Annotated in this window: 4 protein-coding genes; all 4 read right to left on the reverse strand. The window is 71.7% G+C overall.

Annotated elements, in window-relative coordinates; genetic code table 11:
* Window positions 1-133: 133 nt before the first annotated feature.
* Entirely contained in the window at window positions 134-1,063 is a 930-nt protein-coding gene (locus AB1609_17190; GenBank protein MEW6048183.1) for a type II secretion system F family protein, read from the reverse strand.
* A gap of 3 nt (window positions 1,064-1,066) precedes the next feature.
* Window positions 1,067-2,416, reverse strand: a complete 1,350-nt coding sequence (locus AB1609_17195) for a CpaF family protein (GenBank protein MEW6048184.1) — start codon at window positions 2,414-2,416, stop codon at window positions 1,067-1,069.
* Between the two features lie 6 nt (window positions 2,417-2,422).
* Window positions 2,423-3,628, reverse strand: coding sequence for an AAA family ATPase (locus AB1609_17200; GenBank protein ID MEW6048185.1), 1,206 nt, complete (start codon window positions 3,626-3,628; stop codon window positions 2,423-2,425).
* 5 nt (window positions 3,629-3,633) lie between these two features.
* On the reverse strand, window positions 3,634-4,059 hold a 426-nt coding region (locus AB1609_17205; GenBank protein MEW6048186.1), incomplete at its 5' end, for an RcpC/CpaB family pilus assembly protein.

Raw genomic sequence — 4,059 nt, forward strand, 5'->3', positions numbered from 1 at the left:
CCAGCGCCGACGGCTTTATCGCCCCCACCAGCCGGCCCACCCTCAGCGAGGCGAGTTCCCCCCGCTCGAGCACCCACAGAAAGGCGAGCAGCACCGAACCCGCCGCCAGCACCCCAGCAACCTGCGCCACCGGTCATCCCTCCTCCGGGACCCCGCCCAGCATCCTCTGGATGATGAGCCAGCCCACCGCTATGGCCCCCAGCGACAGGAAAAACACGGCCCGGCCCGTCCAGGTCGCCAGCATGGGCCCGTAGTAGGCCGGGTTGACCAGGCGGACGAGGGCCACCGCCCCCACCGGAAAGAGCGAGACCACCGTGGCGGACATCCTGGTCTGGGCGGTGAGCGCGCGGAGCTGCTGCCGGAAAGCCTTGCGGTCGCGCACGGTCTCCACCAAACGGTCGTAGACGTCAGCCAGGTTCCCGCCCGCGCGGGCGAGCACGGCTGTGGACACCGCCCATATCAGCCACTCCCGCGAGTCCACGGTCTTCGAGGCATCCTCGATGGCCTCCGCGGGAGTGGCCCCCAGCCTCACCGCGCGGTCGATCTGGGCCACCACGTCCCGCACCGGAGCGGGCGCCGCCTCCGCCGCCCGGCCCACGGCCTGGGCCAGCGAGGCGCCGCCGCGCAGGGAGGCGGAAACCGACATGAGCACCGGCTCGAGCTGGTTCGAGAGCACCTGCGCCCGCTGCCTCTTGGCGCGGCCGAGGAGCACATAGGGCGCCGCCAGCGCGCCCAGAGAGAGCGCCAGCCCCACACTCGTGCCGCCGAGCAGGGACCCCAGCACGAACCCGGCGCAGCCCACCACCACCGCCACGGCCACAAAGTCGCGGGCTTTCAGATTGACCCCCGCCTTCCTGGCCTCCTGCTCCAGCCGGGAGAGGAACCCGCCCGAGCGCCGCCTCTTCTCGACCACGGCCTCGGCCTGCGTACCCGCGGAAAACGACGCGGCGGGCTTAACGATCTGACCCAGGTCGCGCCGCGGCCGGCGCACCGACAGCCCCGCGAGGAGCATGAGCACTGCGCCGAAGACCAGGGCAAACACCACGTTGTAGTAGACCTGCACCGCCTATTCCCCCTCTTCCCGGAACCAGTTTGCATTCAGCTCGGCCCCGTAGAAGCTGAGTTTGTCCGCAAACCCCGGCGTTACCCCCGTAGGCACCAGCCGGCCGGATATCTGCCCCTCCGCCTGGGATTCCACCTTGAAACGGAACAGGTCACGCACCTCCGGCTGGCCCGACCGGTCTACCCCGGCCACCTCCGAGATCTGGGTGACGCGCCGCGAGCCGTCGCGCAGCCGGGCCACGTGCACAACCAGGTCGAGCGCCGAGGCGATCTGCTCGCGCACGGCGCGGTGGGGCAGGTCCTCCCCGGCCATGAGGACCATCACCTCCAGCCGCCGGAGGGCGTCCGCGGGGCTGTTGGCGTGCGCGGTGCACAGGCTGCCCTCGTGCCCGGTGTTCATGGCCTGCAGCATGTCCAGCGCCTCGCCGCCGCGCACCTCGCCCACCACTATGCGGTCGGGCCGCATCCGGAGGGCGTTGCGCACGAGCTGCCGGATGGTCACCTCGCCCTTGCCCTCCACGTTTGCAGGCCTGGACTCCAGCCGCACCCAGTGGGGGTGATCGAGGTGCAGCTCGGCCGCGTCCTCGATGGTCAGCACGCGCTCACCTCCGGGTATGAAGCCCGAGAGCACGTTGAGCAGGGTGGTCTTGCCCGACCCCGCCCCGCCGGACACCAGGATGTTGGCCTTGCCCCGCACGCAGGCGCCGAGGAAGGCCAGCTCCCGCTCGCCCAAAGCCCCCAGCCGCAGCAGGTCCTGGGCCGACAGCCGCCGTCCGAACTTCCGCACGGTGAGGCAGGGGCCGTTGAGCGCGAGCGGGGGGATGATGGCGTTCACACGGCTGCCGTCCGGGAGCCGCGCGTCCACCATGGGCACCGCCTCGTCCACCCGCCGGCCGAGCGGCCCCACGATACGCTCGATCACGCCCAGGAGGTGTGCGTCGTCGCGGAACTTGAGCTCGGTGCGGTGCAGCCGTCCGCCCTTCTCCACCCACACCTCCCCGGGGCCGTTCACCATGATCTCGGTGACCTCGGGGTCCTCAACCAGCGGCTGGATGGGCCCGTAGCCGAAGATGTCCGAGAGGACGTCCTCGGCCAGCTTGACGCTGGCCACCCGGCCCAGGCGCGAGGCCTCTTCCCGCACCAGGCGCTCGACCGCCTTCTCCAGCCGGGTCCGCACCTCGGGCTTCTTCGCGTCGTGGAGCACCTCCGCGGGGACTTCGGCCATCAGCCGGGTACGCACCCTGACCACTACCTCGTCCACATAGCCCGGGTCCTCGGGCGGCACGGACAGACCTCCTTTGCCGCCCGGGACCGGGGCCAGCCCCAGCTTCCTGCGCATGTAGTCGTCCGCCACAGCGGGTCACCTCCGGCCGAAGAGGCGCCCGAGCCACCCGCGCCGCCCCGGCGCCTGCGCGGCTGGCGTCACCTGGCCGGCCAGCACGCGCACCTCGTGCGAAAACGGGCTCTCTGGCCGCGCCAGGACAGCGATCTCACCCTGGTTCTGCAGGGCACGCACAGCCGGGTCCTCGGGAATCCGCGCCGACACCGGGAAGGGCACCCACTCCGCGACCCGGCGCAGGGAGATGTCCGGCCGCCGGGCCACCATGTTGAGCACCACCGAGCACTTGCCGGGGTCCTCGGCCAGCTTCAGCACGAAGGGTTCCGCCTCGTTGAGCAGGCGCAGAGACACCGTGTCCACCGTGCTCACGAGCAGCACCCGGTCGGACATCTCCATCGCCACGGCCGCCAGGTCGGTGAGCTGGATGCCACAGTCTATCACCACCACGTCGAACCGGCGCCGGAGCCACTCCAGCACCAGCTTGGCCCCGTCGGCGTCGCCCAGCTCTTCGCCCATGAGCCGCCGGGGACCCGGCAGCGCGTACAGCCCGGAGGGGTGCCGCGCCACCTGCACGCCGTCGAGGGGCACGAAGCCGGAGACCAGCTCGGAAAGGGTCGCGCATCCCTCCTTGAGCTGCAGCGCAACCATGAGCTTGCCGCAGGGGTCGAACTCCACCACGCAGGAGCGCAGGCGCAGCGGCCCGCCCATGCAGGCCGCAGCGAGGTTCACCGCCACCGTGGTCTTGCCTACCCCACCCTTGGGGCTCCAGACGCACACGACCTCCTGGCGGGCCACCACCATGGCCCCGCGTTCGGGCGGCATGTCCGCTTCCTGGGGCGCAACGGGCACGGGCGCGGGCACCTTCCTGGCCTCCTCCTCACGGGCCTGGCCGAGCGCGTCCAGCACCTCACGGTACTCCGGCGGGGCGACCACGGCGCCGCGCATCCCGTAGGCCCTGGCCTGCCGCCACGCGTCCACCGTCATCCGGGGCACAGCCAGGAGCCCTACCGCCCCCGGGCAGGCCCGCGCCAGGCGCGCGGCGGCCTCCAGCCCCTCGGGTATCTGGCTGTCCACGATCAGCGCGTCAGGCTCAAGTTCCCCGAGCACCCGGCAGGCCTGGTCCACGTCGCTGAACGACCCGGCCACCCGGATCTCGTCTCCGCGTAAAGTGCGGCCGGCCTCCTTGACGAAGGCCGGCCCGCCCACGAGCACTACCTTGAAAGCCACCCCGGTCACCTCCCGCCAGGCGGCTGCTCGGGCGTCCCGAACCCGTACTTCTCCAGCCACGACCTGCCGGTCACGCCCGGGGTCGCCGCCGCCTGCTCGTCCGTCTCGTAGGGGTTGAGCGCAAAGAGCAGCCGCCCGCAGGACATGGCAAACGCGATGTCCTCGATCTCCGGCGGCCGCAGAGCCAGCACCAGCACACCCGAGCTCTCTCCAGCGGGCCTGGAGGCCGCAAGCACGAGCACGTTGCGCGCCACGATCTTGCCCACGCCCACCTGGCCCGTGGGCGCGTCGATCTTTACCGAGGCGATGATGTCCACCCGGTCGCCTTCCCGCACCTCGCCGCCCACCGCCGTCTCCGGGCTGTAGGGCACGGCAAACGCCCTCAGGGCTCCGTCACCCAGCGCCGACACCCGCGCAGTCATCAGCCCGCG

It is taken from the genome of Bacillota bacterium, assembly GCA_040754675.1.
Lineage (GTDB): Bacteria > Bacillota > Limnochordia > Limnochordales > Geochordaceae > Geochorda.